Annotated in this window: 15 protein-coding genes; 10 read left to right on the top strand and 5 right to left on the bottom strand. The window is 42.0% G+C overall.

All coding sequences use genetic code 11. The features are described 5' to 3' along the window. Positions 1-185: 185 nt before the first annotated feature. Both PGLA_RS13970 and PGLA_RS13975 read left to right on the top strand, forming a co-directional pair. A complete protein-coding gene (locus tag PGLA_RS13970; RefSeq protein WP_068533711.1) occupies positions 186-1,160 on the top strand; it encodes an L-lactate dehydrogenase in 975 nt (324 codons plus the stop codon). After that, a complete protein-coding gene (locus PGLA_RS13975) occupies positions 1,141-2,715 on the top strand; it encodes an L-lactate permease (RefSeq protein ID WP_068533713.1) in 1,575 nt (524 codons plus the stop codon). Before PGLA_RS13970 ends, PGLA_RS13975 begins: the two co-directional genes overlap by 20 nt. 77 nt (positions 2,716-2,792) lie before the next feature. Here the strand turns inward: PGLA_RS13975 and PGLA_RS13980 are convergent, their stop codons facing one another. Continuing rightward, positions 2,793-3,284: a CAP domain-containing protein gene (locus PGLA_RS13980; protein ID WP_068533715.1), complete on the bottom strand. Its 492-nt coding sequence runs from the start codon at positions 3,282-3,284 to the stop codon at positions 2,793-2,795. Positions 3,285-3,486: 202 nt separating this feature from the next. On the opposite strand from PGLA_RS13980, the gene PGLA_RS13985 reads away from it, so the two are divergent. The 5 genes from PGLA_RS13985 (at position 3,487) to PGLA_RS14005 (ending at position 7,645) form a co-directional block, all read left to right on the top strand. After that, positions 3,487-4,167 carry a response regulator transcription factor gene (locus tag PGLA_RS13985; protein ID WP_068533717.1) on the top strand — a complete coding sequence of 227 codons (681 nt, stop codon included), beginning with the start codon at positions 3,487-3,489 and terminating at the stop codon, positions 4,165-4,167. A gap of 93 nt (positions 4,168-4,260) precedes the next feature. Then, the gene (locus PGLA_RS13990; protein ID WP_068533719.1) at positions 4,261-5,184 is read left to right on the top strand and encodes an ABC transporter ATP-binding protein; all 924 of its coding nucleotides are present in this window, start codon (positions 4,261-4,263) and stop codon (positions 5,182-5,184) included. Beyond that, entirely contained in the window at positions 5,177-5,965 is a 789-nt protein-coding gene (locus PGLA_RS13995; protein ID WP_068533720.1) for a hypothetical protein, read from the top strand. Before PGLA_RS13990 ends, PGLA_RS13995 begins: the two co-directional genes overlap by 8 nt. Positions 5,966-5,982: 17 nt before the next feature. Then, positions 5,983-6,885: a sensor histidine kinase gene (locus PGLA_RS14000; protein ID WP_245699905.1), complete on the top strand. Its 903-nt coding sequence runs from the start codon at positions 5,983-5,985 to the stop codon at positions 6,883-6,885. A gap of 49 nt (positions 6,886-6,934) precedes the next feature. Further along, positions 6,935-7,645: a Dph6-related ATP pyrophosphatase gene (locus tag PGLA_RS14005; protein WP_068533722.1), complete on the top strand. Its 711-nt coding sequence runs from the start codon at positions 6,935-6,937 to the stop codon at positions 7,643-7,645. A gap of 181 nt (positions 7,646-7,826) precedes the next feature. Here PGLA_RS14005 and PGLA_RS14010 read toward each other — a convergent pair whose 3' ends face one another. Next, on the bottom strand, positions 7,827-9,155 hold the full coding sequence (locus PGLA_RS14010) for an MATE family efflux transporter (RefSeq protein WP_068533724.1): 1,329 nt from the start codon (positions 9,153-9,155) through the stop codon (positions 7,827-7,829). Positions 9,156-9,270: 115 nt separating this feature from the next. Here PGLA_RS14010 and PGLA_RS14015 point away from each other — a divergent pair, with 115 nt between their 5' ends. After that, positions 9,271-10,080 carry a MerR family transcriptional regulator gene (locus tag PGLA_RS14015; protein ID WP_068533725.1) on the top strand — a complete coding sequence of 270 codons (810 nt, stop codon included), beginning with the start codon at positions 9,271-9,273 and terminating at the stop codon, positions 10,078-10,080. A gap of 98 nt (positions 10,081-10,178) precedes the next feature. Continuing rightward, positions 10,179-10,886 (top strand): YhfC family glutamic-type intramembrane protease, encoded by a 708-nt coding sequence (locus PGLA_RS14020; protein WP_068533727.1) that lies wholly within the window; start codon positions 10,179-10,181, stop codon positions 10,884-10,886. Positions 10,887-10,933: 47 nt separating this feature from the next. Here the strand turns inward: PGLA_RS14020 and PGLA_RS14025 are convergent, their stop codons facing one another. After that, on the bottom strand, positions 10,934-13,720 hold the full coding sequence (locus PGLA_RS14025; protein WP_068533729.1) for a glycoside hydrolase family 3 C-terminal domain-containing protein: 2,787 nt from the start codon (positions 13,718-13,720) through the stop codon (positions 10,934-10,936). 365 nt (positions 13,721-14,085) lie between these two features. Here PGLA_RS14025 and PGLA_RS14030 point away from each other — a divergent pair, with 365 nt between their 5' ends. After that, positions 14,086-14,865, top strand: coding sequence for a sporulation protein (locus tag PGLA_RS14030; protein ID WP_068533731.1), 780 nt, complete (start codon positions 14,086-14,088; stop codon positions 14,863-14,865). Between the two features lie 236 nt (positions 14,866-15,101). Here PGLA_RS14030 and PGLA_RS14035 read toward each other — a convergent pair whose 3' ends face one another. Both PGLA_RS14035 and PGLA_RS14040 read right to left on the bottom strand, forming a co-directional pair. Beyond that, the gene (locus PGLA_RS14035) at positions 15,102-16,193 is read right to left on the bottom strand and encodes a saccharopine dehydrogenase family protein (RefSeq protein WP_068533733.1); all 1,092 of its coding nucleotides are present in this window, start codon (positions 16,191-16,193) and stop codon (positions 15,102-15,104) included. Continuing rightward, positions 16,190-17,599 carry an MFS transporter gene (locus tag PGLA_RS14040; RefSeq protein WP_068533735.1) on the bottom strand — a complete coding sequence of 470 codons (1,410 nt, stop codon included), beginning with the start codon at positions 17,597-17,599 and terminating at the stop codon, positions 16,190-16,192. Before PGLA_RS14040 ends, PGLA_RS14035 begins: the two co-directional genes overlap by 4 nt. Positions 17,600-17,618: the final 19 nt, after the last annotated feature.

A 17,618-nucleotide genomic window follows, 5' to 3' on the forward strand; every position in this document is an offset into this window, starting at 1 on the left:
CCTATTAAGTAGGTGTCGTCTTTCTTATTTTCAAATGTCCTGTTCCATGGCTTGTTACTATTTCTCTTTCAACACATCTCCGGCATATTACTAATCAAGTGGTGCATAATACAACCGTAAGCAGGCAAGATTACATGGCATGGATGATTAAGAACGATTCATACAAAAGTTACTTGGAGGTATTTATGAGCAATTTAACACACGGAGATAAAGTCGTTTTAATTGGAACAGGGGCAGTGGGCTCTAGCTACGCATTCGCTTTAATGAATCAAGGGATATGTAATGAATTAGTCCTTATCGATTTAAATATAGAAAAAACAGTGGGCGACGTCATGGACTTAAATCATGGGGTTGTTTATTCACCAACATCACTAAAGATCAGTTCAGGTACTTATCAAGATTGTAAAGACGCGGCAATCGTTGTCATTTGTGCTGGTGTTGCGCAAAAACCTGGTGAAACACGACTTGACCTTGTAAACAAGAACCTTAACATCTTTGAAGCAATCGTTAAAAGCGTTATGGATACTGGATTTAACGGCATATTTCTAGTAGCTACGAATCCCGTAGACATTTTAGCATATGCAACTTGGAAATTCTCTGGTCTGCCTAAAGAAAGAGTGATTGGTTCAGGCACCATCTTAGACTCTGCCAGATTCCGCTATTTATTAAGTGAAGAATATGATATATCGCCAAACAGTGTTCATGCCTACATCATAGGCGAGCATGGCGATTCAGAACTTGCTGTGTGGAGTTCCGCAAATATCTCTGGAAAGCTTATTGCACCACTGTTGACGGACGAAAGAAAAGAAGAAATTTTTGTACAAGTTCGCGATGCGGCCTATGCCATTATTGAGTCCAAAGGTGCTACATATTACGGGATCGCAATGGGACTGGCTAGAATAACGAAAGCAATCTTACAAGATGAAGAAGTTGTACTGCCCGTTGGTTCACTTTTAGATGGGGAATATGGTCACACCGATATTTATGTTGGTGTTCCTACGGTTATCAATCGCTCAGGCAGAAAAGACATCGTTGAGCTTCCATTAGATGAAGATGAACAAGCGAAGTTGGCTAATTCCGTAAAAACACTGAAAGAAATTCAATCTCCATACTGGAACTCATACAAAGGGGTTAACAACCATGTTAGTAACAACCTTTGATCCATTTAACAATCTGATTATCTCTTCTTTGGTTGCAGCTATTCCCATCGTATTATTTCTTTTATGTTTGACTGTATTTAAAATGAAAGGTATCTATGCGGCCTTGTTAAACTTGGTCGCTACCTTTTTCATTTCAATGCTTATATTTAAATTACCTATTGGTGAATCCATTGGAAGTATCATTCAAGGCATCATTCAAGGGATATGGCCCATTGGTTATATTATCGTCATGGCTGTTTGGTTATATAAAATCTCTGTGGAGTCAGGTAAATTTAACGTATTACGCGCAAGTATTTCTGGCATTTCACAAGACCAGCGAATTCAACTTTTGCTCATAGGATTTTGTTTTAATGCTTTTCTTGAGGGTGCTGCCGGATTCGGTGTTCCCATTGCAATTTGTTCTGTTCTATTAGTTGCATTAGGATTCAAACCATTACAAGCTGCTATGTTATGTCTTATCGCCAATGGTGCTTCAGGAGCGTTCGGAGCGGTTGGAATTCCAGTTGCAATCACAAGCACATTGAATTTGGAGGGAAATGTCACTTCCATGGATGTTTCTATGATGAGCGCACTAACGTTACCCATTATTAATTTCACGATTCCATTCCTACTGATTTTCGTTATGAATGGATTCAAAGGGGTCAAAGAAGTGTTGCCCGCAATTTTGGTTGTATCTACTACCTACACCGTAACTCAAGCTGTTATTACGTTATTCTTGGGTCCAGAATTAGCTGACATTATTCCTTCTTTATTAGCTATGGGGATCTTGGCTTTATTCTTAAGAAAATGGAAGCCTAAGCATATCTTCACGCTCAACGACCATAACGTTGAAGTTGAGAAACATACCGCCGTTGATGTGATCAAAGCTTGGTCTCCCTTTTATTTATTAAGTTTATTTGTTCTAATTTGGAGTCTACCCGTATTTAAAAATTTATTTGCAGCGGGTGGGGCTTTTACGACTACCAAATTAACACTTGGCATACCAGGATCCACGTTAAGCTCAAGCATTGATTTAGTAAGTGCAACGGGTACAGCCATATTATTGGCAGCCTTAACAACCATCATAACAACCAAATCCATAGGTGTTACAAAAGGTTTAGAGCTCTTAAAAAGAACGATTTTAGAATTTTGGATTCCAATCGTTATGATATGTGCCATTCTTGGTATAGCTAAATTAATGACTTATGCCGGCTTAACTAACGCATTAGGTGAAGCTGTAGCTGCAACGGGAAGTATCCTTCCTCTTTTATCACCTATATTGGGATGGATTGGGGTATTTATGACCGGATCCGTCGTAAATAACAATACATTGTTCGCACCCATTCAAGCTACGGCGGCTAATATTATTGGTATTAATCCAACCTTATTAGTTACTGCTAACACCGCTGGGGGAGTCATGGCAAAATTAATTTCCCCACAATCCATTGCCATCGCAACAGCTGCCGTGTCTGCCACAGGTAAAGAATCTGCATTAACGAAAATGACTTTAAAATACAGCGTTGGATTACTTGTCTTCGTTTGTATTTGGACATTTATATTGTCACTACTATTCTAATGACATAAATACAAAACCACCCCATTGAACGGAGTGGTTTTTGGATCGTGAATACATCCTCACTAGCAACTTCCCATTTAAGGTTTCTGAATAAACAGTTGTGTCCAATATGTCTGATATCGACTCGTTGCTGTTCCAGTCACATATCCAACCCCAATATCTGTAAATCTCGGATCCAAAATATTAGCTCTATGACCTGGACTATTCATCCACACTCGCATCACTTCTTCTGGTGTTGTTTGACCTGCTGCAATATTCTCTCCATAAGCACGCCATGTAACGCCAAAACGATTTAACATTTCCCCCGGGGTACCATAGGTTGGAGATGTATGACCAAAATAATTGTTATCCCTCATATCTCTGGATTTCAAACTGGCGAGATCTGTTAGCGTCGAATTAAGAGTTAGCGCAGCTATTCCCCGACTTGTTCTTTCTTCGTTCACCAATCTAAATACCTGCAATTCATACGCATTCGCTTGTCTTGTACGAATCCTAGTCTTTCTTACTCTTTTAGTTATTTTACTAGGATTACGTTTAACTCTCCGTCTTGATGATATTCTTTTTCTCATATAATCAACCTCCAACAATGTATTTACTCACAATATATTGTTGAGGAAGTAATATCGCTTGTATCCTAGTCTATGATTCTACTATTTAATTAAAATATGCTAGTGTTACACTTTCTTATACTTTAAATAAAGGAATGAACGCTATTTTTGTCGAATTTCACGGTATTCGGTACTGAAAACAGAAAGGGATTAGGTGGTTGTCGTGGCTACTATTCTGATTATTGAAGATCAGGAAGATGTTAATCTAATGCTGGCGGAGGCATTGACTGATGCAGGTTATAAAGTGAAATCATCCTATACCGGCATGGATGGACTACAGGAAATTAAGGACAATCCATATGACTTGATTTTGCTTGATATTATGCTCCCCTACAAAAGTGGAGATGAAATACTGAAAGAAATGCGGAGTTTTTCTAATTGCCCCGTAATCATCATTTCTGCAAAAGATATGGTAGGTACAAAAATAGACCTTTTGAAGTTGGGTGCAGATGACTATATGACTAAGCCTTTTGATTTAGGTGAAGTCGTTGCGCGGGTCGAATCCAATTTGCGACGTACTCATCAGCAAACACAGGAGAATAATGTATTTCCTTATAAAGATATGGTGCTTGATGATCGTACAAAGCGTGTTTCTGTAAATGATATTGAAATTGAACTAACCGCAAAAGAATACATGATATTAGAACTGCTCCTTAAACACAGAGGCAAGGTTTTTACAAAAGCAAATTTATATGAATCCATATGGCAGGATGAATATCTCGGTGACGACAACGCCATCAAAACTCACGTCAGCAACCTGCGCAATAAGCTCAAAAAAGGTAATCCCAGCGAGTATTATATTGAAACGGTATGGGGCTTAGGCTATCGTCTATACAAAGAATAAATTATCTCTTTCCTAACACTTTCCTTGTAGCTCTTAACCTTTTCTAAACCTTTGAACATTACACTTGATGATAGAAGGGACAGGTGAACAACAATGATTGAACACGTTTTGAAAACGAATAACCTGACGAAAATCTATCATGGTGTCAATGTTTTGCATAATGTGTCGTTGACTTTAGAAGCTGGTAGAATATACGGCTTAATCGGACAAAATGGCGCTGGAAAAACGACGTTAATGCGGTTAGTTACTGGGCTTAGTTTCCCCACAAGTGGCAGTATTGAGCTTTTTGGTCATAAGGGTGAATCCAATTTACAGACTGAGCGAAAAAGGCTTGGAAGTATGATTGAGTATCCCAGTCTGACCCTAAGCATGACGGCAAAGGAAAACCTCAAACTTCATAGAATAATGCGAGGTATTCCCAACAAGGAAGTTGAAGACGAATTGTTAAAGCTGGTCGGTCTTGCTGATACTGGCAAAAAGAAGGTAAAAAATTTTTCGCTTGGTATGAAGCAGCGTCTAGGTATCGCTATCGCCTTACTCAGTAGCCCTGAACTATTGATCTTAGACGAACCCATCAACGGGCTTGACCCTTTGGGTGTGGTAGAAATCCGCAATCTGCTGAAAAAATTATGCGAAGAACGGCAAATGACCATATTAATTTCAAGTCATAATTTGCCGGAGCTATATCAGACCGCGACGGATTATATTATCGTCCATAAAGGTGAGCTCAAACAAGCTCTTACGCTTGAACAGCTTGATGAATGCTGTAAACAACATATCCTTATCCGTTGCAATGAGCCAGAGAAACTGGTGAGCGTTCTAGAAATGGAATTTGATACTACCAATTACAAGGTAATGCCCGATAAAACGGTTAAGCTGTATGATTATTTGGATCAAAAAGAACGCGTATCCAGAGTCCTCTATGAAAATGGGATTGTCGTTACAAACCTCTCAAACGAGGGAGAAACGCTTGAAAACTACTTTATTTCTATCATAGGTGGTGATCAAAATGTTTAATTTGATTCAGGCGGATTTATTTAAGTTGAGCAAATCAATGGCCATTAAGATTTTATTTGCACTTACAACTGTAAGTGCGGTCGTCATGGCGGTGATGGCATATTTGATACCACAAGGTAAGATTGAAGCCAACATGACTGGAATCGGTTTTATGTTCTCTGATGTAAACATGATAAGCATACTTGGCGCTGTTATCGCAGGCATTTTTATCTGCGGTGATTTCGATAACAAAACAATCCACGATGCAATTGCAAATGGCTGTAGCAGAGCGGCTGTCATCGTTAGTAAAGCAATCGTGCTGGGCTGTGCTATAACATTAATCCTGCTTCCCTATGTCATCATAACGGGTGTTGCTCTTAGCACAGGTTCCGAGTTCAGTATGGGATCCGTAGCCGTGGGCTTCCTGCACCTACTAACGTCATCGGATGGTTCTACAATAGATATATGGACACTATTATCCGCGTTGGTAACTTTAATTATCCTATACGTGGCACAACTGAGTGTCTGTGTACCCCTTGCCTTTGTGCTTAAGAAGCCTGTCCTCGTAGTAGCAATTTATTACGGGTTTTCAATTCTTACTGCACAGTTAACGCGATTAAGCGATAGTTATCCAGTGTTTGGTCGTATTGTCTCATGGACGCCATATGGAGGTAACTACGCTTTTGTGACATTGGATACGGGAACGGGAGACATGGTCACAGCAATCACTGTTAGTATCCTATTTATGATTGTAATGATCGCTGTCACATACAGCGCATTTAGAAAGTCGGAAATTAAGTAGCTGAGAGGTTGGTGAACGTGTTGGCAATTGTCGTTGGTATTATGGTCATTCTTTTGATTGGGCTCGCCATGTATATCGCCTTTCTCCAGCGGCAATTGCGCAACATCAATCGACAGTTGAACAAACGACTGACTGAACATACACGCCAACCTATTAGCTTGGATCTGCTGAGTAGGGAACTTAATACTTTGGCGATCCATATTAACAAATGCCTAAAGGCGGAGGAAACCCTCCGTCTTAAAAGTATTCGTGAGGAAAAGCGTTTCAAAGAACTGATTGCAAATATTTCTCATGATTTAAGGACCCCTCTTACAGCGATCAAGGGCTATCAACAGCTTTTGGAGAAAGGTCCGCTTACAGAAGATCAGAAACACAAACTTCAAGTTGCACAAAAGAATGCAGATGAATTAGGCGTCCTAATTGACCACTTTTTCGAGTATTCTTATCTTGTAAATGCAGAGCCGAAGCTTAACCTTGAACGTGTTAACTTAACAAACCTTGTGGCCGAATGCCTTGCTGAATCCATTAACAGCTTTGAAGCGAGCAATCTGATAGTATATTGGGAGGAAGTAACGTCACCAGTATTTGTCCTTGCCGATCAGGAAGTGACGACGAGGATTATTCGAAATCTGATACGCAATTGTATTATACATTCCGCTGGTGATATACATGTGAGACTGTCGACCGAGCAAACCGCAGTGATTTCGTTTAGAAATCCTGTGAAGAATGCTTCTGCAATGGATGCTAAGCGAATTTTTGAACGATTCTATACCGCTGATAAGGCAAGGAACAAATCTACGGGACTTGGGTTATCTATTGTTAAGCTATTAGTAGAACAGATAGGTGGTAGCTCAAGCGCATTGTTGCAAGACGGTGTGATCGAGATTACTGTTGAAATTCCGCTACACGATGAAGATTAATCACCAGGTATCGAACAACAGTCATAACAATAAAGGGGAACGAATCGCAATGGTAGAAAAAATGGATTGGAAGAATGGCGCTCTAGGGCAGAAATTTATAGCTTCGTTTAGTGGAGGAAAGGATAGTGTCTTAGCTCTATATAAAGCAATGAAAGTAGGAACGGCAGTTGGACTGATCGTGATGATGGAGGAAGAAGGGAAACGTTCTCGCTCCCACGGAATGCCTCCAGAGCTCATACGCGCCCAAGCTCACTCTATTGGTCTACCTGTATATACTGCGGCTGCAAGTTGGACAGATTATGAAGAAGTGTTTACACGACTCTTGGAACAGGCTAAGAATCAAGGCGCAGAATTGTTAGTAACTGGAGATCTGGACATGCCCGCTCATGGTTGTTGGCATGATAAGGTTACGAAGAACGCTGGATTAAAGCTTGGGATGCCTCTATGGGAAATGGATCATAAAGAAGTAGTCGAGGAGTTTATCAATCTTGGATTTATCACGATCATTGTAACCGTAAACTTATCCTTAGGCATGCGAGAAGATGATTTAGGGCGAACGTTAACTCATGAATATGTACAAGAGCTTGAAGCTCGTGGTATTGACCCATGTGGAGAAGGCGGTGAGTTCCATACCACAGTCATAGATGGACCCCTTTTCGAACATCCTATTCCTGTTCGTAAATGTACGATATTAACGGATGGCGATTATGCTTTTTTGCCATTGGAACTAGATCAGACAGCAGATATGGGCACCTTATGAGTAAGGTTCCTCACTAGACAACACTCAATTGAATCCCCAATTTAGAACCTGACACAAAGACGGTCGATGATGAACATGGGAAATCTATAAGCACACTTAAAAACAGCTCCTTAGACTTTGATCTTAAGGAGCTGTTTCTTTTCTTTATTTTTTACTATACATAATAAGTGCCCAATACGTGTTACCTCCATTTTAAAGTTGTCTTTTTATAATAAATAAAGCTAACTACCATACACATTATTTCTGCTACTACAAAGGAAAGCCAGAGACCGATATTTCCCATCATAAGCGGAAGGACAAAGAAACCACCGATCAACAATACATACCGTAAAATCGCTAAAATTGCGGATGTTCTCGGATTGTTGATTGCCGTGTAAAATACGTTTATTACAATGTTCACACCTACAAAAATAAAGTTGAAACTGTAAAAAGTGATGATTTCTTGTGATGTGAGAATAACGTCCAGATTATCTTTTACAAACACTGCAATCAGAGGGGATTTAAAAATAAGTAACATAGCGGTGCTAACAACGCCAACAGATGTAACTACTTTGATTGCAAATGCTATTAGCTCTTTGATACGACTGTATTGTTTCGCTCCGTAATTCACGCTTGTAATTGCTCCTATTCCCCTCGATATTCCCATAATGACTGCAGTGACTATAAGGGAAATATACTGGACAACTGCGAAAGCTGACACGCCAATCTCACCAAATTTCGAGATCAGAATCCAGTTAAAGATCATGAAAGAAAATCCTACACTGAACTGCGTAATTGCCTCAGAGGAGCCGTTATAGGCCATCAGACCAATGGCTTTGAAATCCGCTTTACATTTTCCAATTCTCAAAGGGCTGTCCTTGCGAACAAATTTGGTGATGAACAAGATAAAGACGATTGTTGCGCTGATACCCGATGCCAATGCAGCACCGAAAATCCCCATTTTAAAAACATAAACAAAAATCAAATCTAATATGATATTGATAACTACCATCAGCATATTACCGACCATATATAGTTGGGGTTGTCCAATGGATTGCAAAGAAATACCGAGAAAGATATTAAAAATGACGGGTATAACGAAAATGCCAAAAGTTTGTATATAATCTACAACCATAGGAAAAATAACGGTATTCGCTCCAACCATTCTGGCAAGTAATTCGGGAAAAAACACAACACTTACGAAAATTACAACTGCAATAGCAAGAAGGCAGTAAAAGGCATTGTTGAAATAGTGGTTTGCTTTTTCCTTATTACCTTCTCCTAAACTGATAGCGGTCAGTGTATTCCCACCAATCGCAATTAAAATTCCAATACAGGAAATAATATTGAAGATAGGGGAAGCCATATTGACTGCTGCAAGAGCGTTAGGACCAACAAAACGTCCCAAAATCAGTCCGTTAATAATTCCATATAAACACATGGAAAGTGAAGCTACAATGCCGGGGATAGCGTAGCCACGAAAAAGTGTAGACATTTTATCGTGTAGTAAATCAAGTTCTGCTGTTTTCATGTTAAATTCTCCATTTCTCTCGTTCATTTAAGTCATTTGTAGTAACGTCCACAATTCATTACAATGAAAAGGATAATCTCTTGTGTAACACAAGAGTCAATAGGAGAGTTAACAAATGAAAACATATTATTCCATCGGCGAAACGGCAAAACTCGCTAGCACGACCATTGAAACCTTACGGCATTATGACAGAATCAGCTTGTTGAAACCGGCAAAAGTTGATAGTCACTCTGGTTATCGCTATTACTCGGATAAAGAATTAGTCTATCTGAACGTAATAAACTTCTGTAAACAAAAGAATATGCCGCTTAATATTATTAAAGATGTCTTTACGAATGACAGCTTCGAATATATTATTGATTTCCTCAAATTAACGGAGGATAAAATTGACGAAGAAATAAAACAATTACATAAAACAAAATTACAACTCTTATCTTTAAGGGAACAGTATGAAAGTCAGAAGCTTTTATCCCCTGAACAACTGTCCGACAACAGCTTTTCTAGCAAACAAATAGAACAAAGAGTAATTGTAAAAATTCACTCTCTTCAACAACCGAGCATTGAAAACTTCAATCAAATGCAGGAAATTGTCTATCATCAGATCGGAGACAGCATGAGAAATCAGTTTGTTTTTGATCAATCCGCAAATATCATAACTACTTTCGAGCCAACTGGAAGCCAATCTGCATTTTTTTCAGTTTGTGAGAAATACCCCGCACTGGCAGACGGTATTTCGATATTACCAAAAGGAGAATATCTCTATGGTTTTTGCTCAGAAGAGCAAAGAAACGTGGCTATAGAAAATATGATTAAACATGCTAGAAATGAATATGGTATAGAAATCCCCTTTATCATACAGTCGATTATTTTTACAGGCATGTTTCAATGGGTCTATGAAATTCAAGCGTTGTTGGAATGTAATTGATCCTTGGCGGACTCCCCTGCAAGTACTATGCCCCATCTACATTCCTGAGCCAAAACGTAGTTAATATCAAAAGTAGTTACTATGAGGAGTGAAGGTTGATGACATCCATTAATGCTAACAACGAAAACGAAGCTCAACAGCAGTATGAAACAGCAGTGAACAAAGCGAAGTTCTTTCTACCGTTGTATATCGTAGTTCCCATAATGTTCTGGTTGATTTTCCACTATAGCGGTACAGCAATGGAGTGGAAAGCGTTCGGATTAGGTGTACTTGGATGGGTAATCGCGTTCTTTCTAAGAGGGCCTCTGAGCGCGATTGTCATGAAAATGCCGAAGGAGAAGGCGACCACGATTATCGTAGCCTCTTCGGGTGTATTCGAGGAATGCGTTCGAATTGCGGTGTTGTTATTAACCAGTATGACGTTTTCTTGGTCACTCTCTATCGGTCAAGGTTGGGCAGCTATTGAAGTCCTCTTCGTGATTATCAACTTGATCGTCATGGTCTCACTTGCTAAACGTACCGATGATAAAGCGATCCAAGCTAAAGAAATGATCCAGATGCAAGGGAATATGAATGCACACCCAGTGTGGGGCATAATTGAACGAATTTTTGCAAGTGCGTTTCATATCGGATGTACATTGCTGGTAGCGAAGTACCCTTGGTTGGTTGTTCTATTAATTCCTTTACATAGCTTCGTGAACTTATCAGCAATCAAATTATCGAAAAAATCCATGGTTCAAACAGAATTACTCATCGGTGTAATCGGTATAATTACGCTTGGTGTTGGAATACTTGTTTTTCAATAAAAGACGAAACAACAAGGGCACCCTTTTGGGTGCCCTTGTTGCTACATTCACACTTGTTTAAATTCGATCCAGTCGATTTGCAATCCTGGTTTGATGAAATCCAGCTTCAATTCAAAAAGGCCTGCTTCCATTTCGATTTTCACAAGCTTCTGTCTGATCCATTTGCCTTCCGTTCCATTCGTTTGAATGGTCGTCATCAATTGATCGTTCAGTGTTACATTACAAGCTGTTTGCGCCAGTTCCGGTTCTGGTGACATGATGTTGACGATGATCCGGTATTGACCAGCCTGATCCACTTTAATAAAGGTCGATCCGGCAGCGTCAGGTTTAACCTGTGCACTGTGAGATAGTGATTGCGCTTGCTCCGGTGAAAGTGATGGATTTGCCTTGAATGTAGCGACCGTTTCTACAATCTCATGTTTTCTCGAGAACACCGGTGCGTGCATGATGAACTCACAAATGTTCATAGCCGAGCGCTGCAGTTCTCCTCGGGTTAGCGAACCATTTTCCAAGGAATCGATAGTATTGTCATCCCTTCCATTGATTTCCGCCCCATAGTTAGGAACAACCATATAGAGATCGTTTTGGGCACGAACCATCATGTTCATAAATTTATGATCCGCAGGTCCTCCATGGACAACATCATTCATGATGGCCCACCAATCCGTCATCACGATACCTTTGAAATTCCATTCCCCGCGAAGAATAGTGGTATTCAAATCATAATTAGAAGCCGCCCAATGTCCGTTAACAGGATTATAGGAAGTCATAATCGAATTCGCTCCGCCCTGCTTCACCGCGATTTCGAATCCTTTCAGATAAATCTCCCGAAGAGCACGTTCGGAGACGACGGCATCTACCTTACTGCGATCCTTCTCCTGATTGTTGCATAAGAAATGCTTCAGTGTAGCGTTAGATCCGCCCTTCATGATCCCTCGAGTGCATGCTGCAGCAAATACCCCAGTAATCAGAGGATCTTCTGAAAAATACTCAAAGTTACGTCCATTAAGTGGACTGCGACGAATATTCAAGCCGGGTCCAAGTAAAGCATCCACGTTGTTGCTTAATAATTCTTGGCCTTCCATCACATAAAGTTCTTCGACCAGTTCCGCATTCCAAGTTGCCGCAAGCAAGGTTCCAATGGCAACCTGAGTTGCCTTCTGCCCGCTGTCCATACGAATTCCAGACGGTCCATCTGCCGTACAAGCAACTGGGATTCCGTAATTGAACAACTGATCGCTTACCCCTCCGAAAGCCGAAGCCGTACCCGGTGTAACTAACGGACTGCTCATGCCTTCTCCTCTAACTATCGCAGCCAGATCCTGATCGCTAAGCTGAGCGACAAAGGCTTCCATGCTGACTTTTCCATCATACACGTCCCTTAATTTGTAGCCCTGATTGCCGGTTTGCTCCAGGGTTTGCGGCAGATTTCTTTCAATACGCTCCGCCATGGAAATCTTGCGTTTCGGTACCTCTGCGAAGGTCAGTTCATACGACCCGTCTTCCTTACGAGCACCCGGTTTCATTCTCGTAAAGCTTTCCGTCGGCGCTAGCGCCTCTTGTAGTTGTTCCACGACTTGAAGAGTTTCTACAACGTAACCGCATTGGCCTTCAATGCCAATTTCCTTCACATGTTTGACACTCGTTCCCACATAAAAGCGGTACGTCCCCGCTTCCAGCACATAAGCGGAAGGATGCCCTGTCACACCTGCGTCATCATAGGAAGCCATAGAATGAACAGAGAAGCTCACGGTAAGACGCTGTGACTCACCCGCTTGAAGGACTTTTGTCTTCCCGAATGCCGCGAGAGCTTTAGCTGGCTGACCCAGCTTTCCTTGCGGTGCTTCGTAGTAAACTTGCACGACCTCTTTCCCAGCAAAAGTCGTTCCCGTATTAGTTACAACTACGTCGATTTCAACGTATTTCTCTTCTTCTTTGGTGGTCAGCTTGGCTTCCTCAGGCTCGATATTAAATGAGGTATAAGACAACCCATAACCGAATTCAAACTGGACTTTTTCTGGTCGAAACGTTTCGAAATAACGATAACCCAAATAGATATCTTCCTGATAAACATTTTTAAATTCATTGCCATAATTTTGAGTTGATGGATAATCCTCGATGGAATAAGCGATCGTATCCGTTAATTTACCGCTCGGTGTCACGTCTCCGGCCAGCACATCGGCAATCGCATTGCCACCTTCCATACCACCCTGCCAAGAGTAGATAACACAAGGAATTGGATGAACATAACTTTCATCATTTATCCAGCTCATATCAATAATATTCGATACATTCAGCACAACGACCGTTTGTTCAAAATATGTAGTCACCTGCTTCAACATTGCTTTTTCTTCCGCCGTTAATTGGTAGCTTCCCGGCTCATCGGCATTATCCTGGTCTTCTCCTGCTGTACGTCCAATCACCACAACCGCCTTACCCGATTGGCTTCTAGCCTTTGATACCAATTCATCGGTTAAAGGCATTTCCTTCTGATTCCACGGTTCTGCCGCCCATACTTTTCCGCCATCATCAAATGGATTTTGCTCAATCCACTTTTCATAGACTGCCGCAAGTTCTTCGTTGACTATAAGATTCTTTTTACTACGAAGACCGTCCAACAAATTGGTCGTATAAGCAACATGAACACTACCGCCCGAACCTGTACCGCTGCGATAGTAATTAACTTGGGTTCTGCCAAATACAGAAACGCTCTCACTATCTCGAAGTGGAAGTACCTGTCCTTCATTCTTTAACAACACTGCACCTTCTGCGGCTACCGTTCGGCTAAATTCAGCAAAACCTTCTAATGGAACTCCCAGACTCTGTGTACTCAATTTAATTCCTCCCAATTGTCATTTTCATACATATTGCTGGTTCTATGGAAAGAAACTTCGCTCCTTGCGAAGTTTCTGGTTTTTCTAGAACCCATGCATGTTTCCTATAAAGTCCTTTAAAGAATAAGAGCTATACTATTAATTTACAAGCACTATTTCTAAATAAGTAGAATCTACAACTTTAATAGTACACAGATAGTACACAGATAGAATAACTACACACTTATTTGTCTAGCTTTAAGAGGTAGACTATTAACCAATGGATATGAGATTCGCTTTATCCGTTTCAGCGCTAATGTATGAAACCTCTTGCTTTTTCCATCGTAACATTGAATATGCAACGGAAAAGGAGGGGATTTACAACAATGTCAATGTTTAAAAGAATGCTCGCGAGCGCCGGGATCGGCGCGGCTCAAGTAGATCTCATGCTCCATCAAGAAGAGGTGAACGCGGGCGATACGATCAGCGGTGTCGTCCGAATTCAAGGCGGTCGAGTGGATCAGCAGGTCGATGACGTCTACGCATTTGTCATGACGCGTTACTTGAAGGAGCAGAACGATACGAAGGTGAACGTGGAAGCAACCGTAGCCAAGTTCCTGTTGGCCAGTAAGTTTACAGTAGAATCGGAGCAAGTCTATGAGTTCCCCGTCTCGTTCCAGCTTCCGGCGATTACGCCGGTGACGATGGGCAGAACGCCCGTTTGGATTCATACCGGACTTGATATTAAAGAAGCGGTTGATCCAAAGGATCGGGATCAGCTTCAAGTAAACCCGCACCCATATTCCGCGGTTATTCTAGAGGCGGTTAATCAGCTGGGATTCCGGATTCGTGAGGTGACCTGCCAATATGCACCGCATTATAGCAGAAATAACGGTTTACCTTTCGTTCAAGAATTCGAATTCGTCCCCGCCTCGCAGTTCCGGGGCCAACTGGACGAATTGGAAATCATTTTTTTCCCGGATGAGAACGGCGTTGACTTGCTGCTGCAGATCGATCGTAAAGCCCGTGGGTTAGCTGGCTTGTTCGCCGAAGCGTTGGACACGGATGAGAGCTTTGTAAAGATGCGGTTCGACCGCAATCAACTTGCTTCCGGAGCTAGCTACGTTGCAGATCAATTAGCCGAAACGATTCGTCGGTACGTATAAACGATAGCACACGCGCATCAACAATATATTAGCAATATACGTATAGAAGCCTTTCCCGATGTGGAAAGGCTTCTACTATTTCCGGTATTTATCCTATTCTTTCTATATCATTTCCACAAAACGTTCGGTAAGGACGAGCTGACTCAACAGGTAGCCGGCATCGTTCATGGCAACGGCCGACAACAGCATTACGTTCGACGGGCGATAACTTCCCTAAAATTCCATTTATCCATCCTTCAATAAGGAGAATGTACCTCACCATTGAATCGGGTTTCGAAAGTGACCTCCTGAATAATAGGATGCAGAATTCTGTCCAATTCAAACAACTGTTCAATATGATATACGCCATGCTGTAACTCAGAGCGATAGACAATATCAGCCACAGAAGCGGCTACCTTTGCCGTAATTTGAGCTTCATTTCTACCTTGTAGAAAGTACTCGACCCATACGTCCTTTTGATCTTTTTTCCCCCGTGCGTCGATTTTTACAGCATATAAATCCTTTCCAAATCGCATCTTTCCGAATAATTGAACGGTAGCATAGCGAATTGGATTTAACTTCAATAAGCGGAACATTCCCGTCATTCTCAACCATGCTAACAATCCCGTAACTGCAGATGAATCGAAACAAAGACGCGTGGAAACGGACGGTACACCGAGCGTACGCGGCAGCACGTGTTGATCCGAAAAATTGAACCGGTATGCTTTTCTACGCCCCAACCGGGCTCCAAAGTCCGTTTTTATGGCTTCCGTGAAACTTGCAACCGTAACTTTCCTGCCTTCCTTCACTACATCAAAATTCATGCCGAGGTTGTCGACAGTCCATTCAATTGCGGCCTTCCCATGCTGATCTCCCATTCCAAGCATAATGGAGATGTCTATGTTATCCACTTGATCCATCAAATTTTTGGCGTGAAGAGACATCAAGTTCGTCAGCCCCGGTGCAAGCCCAATACTCAGTACTGCCGTTGTGCCGTTCGCTCTAGCTTCCGACTGCAATCCTTCCACCTGAGTCAGAAAGGAGTGGTTCGCGGAAACGTCCACATAATGAATTCTATTTTTGAAGCAGTACCGGACAAAAGTGATATCCGTTTGATCCAAACACATGATGACAAGCTTGACGCGGTTCGTAAAGTTCGGATCAAACCCTTCCTTCATATCAATTTGTAGAGGCCTGACCCTCCCATCGGTTGTACGGGTGAATTGCTCCGCGCGCTCAAGGCTTCTTCCCGCTGCATAGACCTTACCTGGATATAATTCACCCAGTTCCCTGCATATCGTTTGCCCCACATGGCCGTATCCGCCAATGACAACAATGTATTCCTTCATATTTGTTTCCTCCTTTTATTTAAGAGAACGCTATAACCCACCATCACAATGCTGGCCATGCAGATCATAACTCCTAATCCAAACACGGACTTTAAAGCACCTAGCAAAGGTGCAGACTCCTCTACGATATCTCCATTAATAGCTCCAAGTCCCAGCGCCGCTCCCAGAACCATGCCCGCATTGCGCGTTAACGCGATCATTCCTCCTATCGAGCCGACATTTTCCATCGGAACATAGCGCATAATAAAGCTGTTATTCGGGGACGCAATAAGCCCCATCCCCAATCCGATTAACGCCAGTACAGCGACAATCCCAACCGTCGGTAATTGATGGAGGAACAAAGCGAGCGCTGCGAGTCCGATTCCCATACCGCATAACCCCATGAGCATAAAGGAGCTAGAACCGTAATGATCGGACAAATGACCCGCAATGGGACCTGAAAAGGCTAAAAGTATGGGATAGGCGATCATAATCGTTCCTACGGTTAGTGAAGAGAAGCCAGCAATTCGAGATAAGTAAAAGGGCATGGTGACCAGGACAGTATTTGCCAGCATAAAAGAAACACAGCTAATGATCAATCCGTAGGATATCGCCGGGATGCGGAGCACCACAATCGGTAAAAAAGAAGCTCTTTGACGTGATTGCCTCAGCAAGAACATAAGGAAAGCGATGACAGCAGCAACGAACAGAGATAAGGTTTCAGCAGACAGCCATCCCCATACATTTCCATTCGATATTCCGAATATGACAGAGCCGATCACGAATATAAACAAGATCATTCCAATACTATCGAAAGCTTCCAATTTTCTTTCCTGCCCGCGGTCAGGAATATAGCGCCAAGCCAATAATGTGGCAACAAGGGCAACAGGAACATGAATCAAAAACAACCATTGCCAACTCAGCCACTCCGCAATAAAGCCGCCAGCGATTGGCCCGGTCATCGCGCCAAGGGCAACAGTGGTACTCATGATCCCGAGTGCACGCCCTCTTTTTTCTTTCGGTAAATGAATCGTGATCAGTGCAATATTCGTGGCTTGAAACATCGCAGCACCTATAGCCTGAACCATTCTAAGAATAAGCAGCACGGATACATTGGACGAAAATACGACCAGAACGGAACTGATGGTGAAAAACACATATCCAAGATTGTGAACAAACCGATGACCGTAGCGATCTCCTAATTTCCCCATTACCGGGAGCAAGGAGGCGATGACGAGTAAATATCCGGTGGTAATCCATTGAACCCTTTCCAGCTCCGTTTGAAATATTCTCGTGAACAGGGGCAGTGAAACATTCACGATACCTGCTGTAAAATGAGAGATAAATACGCCCATGCATATGGCGGTCATCATCAAAACACGATGTACACCTGTGAGAGCTTGCGCGGGTGGTGCGGATAAATTCATGATAATCACTAGCTTTCAT

Origin of the sequence: Paenibacillus glacialis (genome assembly GCF_001637205.1) — a bacterium.
GTDB lineage: Bacteria > Bacillota > Bacilli > Paenibacillales > Paenibacillaceae > Paenibacillus_AQ > Paenibacillus_AQ glacialis.